Source organism: Peribacillus sp. NPDC060253 (assembly GCF_042727425.1).
Taxonomy (GTDB): Bacteria; Bacillota; Bacilli; order Bacillales; family DSM-1321; genus Peribacillus.
Map to the genome: position 1 here is coordinate 1 of NZ_JBHXAS010000246.1, position 2406 is coordinate 2406.

The 2406-nt window shown below is 39.1% G+C and carries 4 protein-coding genes; all 4 read left to right on the top strand.

What is annotated here, in order from left to right; translation table 11 throughout:
* Window positions 1–376 precede the first annotated feature (376 nt).
* The 4 genes from ACFWE9_RS26610 (at window position 377) to ACFWE9_RS26625 (ending at window position 2281) form a co-directional block, all read left to right on the top strand.
* Window positions 377–985, top strand: a complete 609-nt coding sequence (locus tag ACFWE9_RS26610; RefSeq protein WP_230162841.1) for a hypothetical protein — start codon at window positions 377–379, stop codon at window positions 983–985.
* A 116-nt stretch (window positions 986–1101) separates the two neighbouring features.
* Window positions 1102–1251, top strand: coding sequence for a 50S ribosomal protein L33 (rpmG, locus tag ACFWE9_RS26615; protein WP_028391797.1), 150 nt, complete (start codon window positions 1102–1104; stop codon window positions 1249–1251).
* A 189-nt stretch (window positions 1252–1440) separates the two neighbouring features.
* On the top strand, window positions 1441–2013 hold the full coding sequence (locus ACFWE9_RS26620; protein ID WP_230162839.1) for a 5-formyltetrahydrofolate cyclo-ligase: 573 nt from the start codon (window positions 1441–1443) through the stop codon (window positions 2011–2013).
* Window positions 2014–2092: 79 nt separating this feature from the next.
* The gene (locus tag ACFWE9_RS26625) at window positions 2093–2281 is read left to right on the top strand and encodes a hypothetical protein (RefSeq protein WP_230162837.1); all 189 of its coding nucleotides are present in this window, start codon (window positions 2093–2095) and stop codon (window positions 2279–2281) included.
* The last annotated feature ends 125 nt before the right edge of the window (window positions 2282–2406 follow it).

Here is a 2406-nt window from a genome sequence, read left to right on the forward strand (position 1 = left end):
TATTTATAAAAAAATGGTGATTTTCATATTTTAATATCTTCTGAAGCGGCAGTTAACTTCATTTTTTGTCTGTTTTGTATTCAAATTATTGTCGAAAAGCATCATGACTATCGCCGAGAAAAAAAAAAAAAAGCATTAAAACGGAAAAAAACCCTTTGGTAGCTAACTTACATAAAATTCGACAAAATGTGTTTATTGTCCATCAGCCAATTCAGTGCTAACATAAAGGTATAATAAATTGAAAAAACGAAATATTATGAATATTACAAATTAACAAACCCATATGAAATGGTGTGCAGATTCCAAAGTGGATAGTTTCGCTGTCAGCGCCTAACGATAAGATATACAAAAATAACGAAGGGGAAGGGATGATCATATGAATTCGCTATTCGCATATATGCCTCAGGATAACCAGGATCTATATCGTAAGGGATTGAAGGCTGGGTTATGGATGGATGAGAGTTTTGATTGGTATCCTGAGGAAGACATGATGAGTCATCCTAATGGGGATATACGGACACTATTACAAACCTTTACACAGGGGCAGGTGACCTTTTCGAAGTTCACGATAAGGAATACCTCATTTGAGACGAAGCGTCCTAAATTATTTTTTCACTATGAAAACGCTTTCGAAAGACAGGCGGTGGCTTTTTACAGTCCGAATGAACGGGCGATTTTACATGTAGCCCCTCAATCCATTGCCTTATTAGGAGGATTGGTAAAAGGGAAAAGCATTTCACAATATTGCATTCAAGGTAAAGGGAGCCTTTATCAAGAGGGCTGCTTTAAATCACTGAAAGAAGGGCTCTTGGCTTACTCACCGCTCGCAAAAGGTGAGGTCACCAGCATGTTTACATTAGAGACGGAAATCTTGCCGAAGGAATGTGTGGAAGCGGTGGCTTGGGCGATTCATGCTGAAACGAAAGAAGAAGCGAAAGCCATAAATAATCAGCTCCTCCTATCGATGCAAAACGTAACCAGTTAAAAAATAAAAAAGTTATTGTCGGATTTCCCAAAAAACATACTAGCAATTCACAGTGAATAATGCTATTATAGAAAAGTCCTATGTGAAAAAGTCAATATGTTTGGAGGGAAATACACATGCGCGTGAATATTACATTAGCTTGCACTGAATGTGGAGACCGTAACTATATTTCTAAAAAAAATAAACGTAACAATCCAGACCGTCTTGAGCTTAAAAAATACTGCTCAAGAGAAAAACGCAGCACGACTCACCGTGAAACAAAGTAAGCAACAGGATTTTTCCTGTTGTTTTTTTTATGCATTTTTTTAATCCTTTCCTTCCTTTTTTCAAGAACACCATTTGGTGCATCTATTTTCCATGCAGGGAAGGATTCGGCAACTTCCCACTTCGTATTTTTCGTACAGGAACAAATATTATGAGATAATAATAGAAGTAGACCAAAGGAGTCGGAAACGATGAGAGAAAACAAGAAAATGCTCCGCCAGGAAGTCAGATCCCGTCTAAGGGAGCTGACCAAAGAGGACCATGAAGAACTATCGAACAGAATAGCTGAAAACTTATTTTCGCTTGAGGAATGGAAAAAAGCTAAAACCATTGGTATCACCATTTCCATTCCGCCTGAAGTTCCAACTGTACGGATCATCGAACAAGCATGGAGCGAGGGCAAAGAAGTGGCAGTACCTAAATGTGATCCTGAAAAAAAGACAATGGAATTCAAAAAGATTTCGTCCTTCAATCAGCTGGAGTCTGTTTATTCCGGTTTGCTTGAACCGGTATCCGAAACAGCTAAGGCCCTCAAGGAGGAATTGGATGTATTGATTGTACCCGGCCTTGCTTTTACCCGTGAAGGGTATCGCCTAGGCTTTGGGGGAGGCTATTATGACCGTTACCTTTCTTTTTACCGAGGAGTTACCATGGCTCTTGCATACGAGCTTCAGATAATGGATGAACTCCCGATAGAGGTGCATGATAAGGCAGTCGGTAAGCTCATTACCCCAACGAAGGTTTTTCGTACATATGCCCATTAGTCGAAGAAGTTCGTTAATTATCACTTTTAGCTCATAAAAATCCTGTCCTTATATCACACTAATGATAGGAGGGATTGTTATGCTTCGATTAATTATTCAAATCTTCTTGGTTGGTTTAGTGGTTTTTACAGGATATAAAAATCGGTACCGCTTGCTAAATGTGGTGCTATCCAACGGCATACTGAGAAGATTTCTAGTGACCAAATCCTTGAATATGCCAATGTTCAGGGATAAAATGATGCAAAGCATGTTCAGTCAGACCAAATGATGATGCCGGCATCTTGAAAAAAGGAACCTGTTCTGAAGTGAACCCAAAAAGTTAGACACTTTATTTAATTAGGCAGCCTTGAGGGCATGAATCCGGTAATCTACCGGGCTCATGCCTTTTAATTT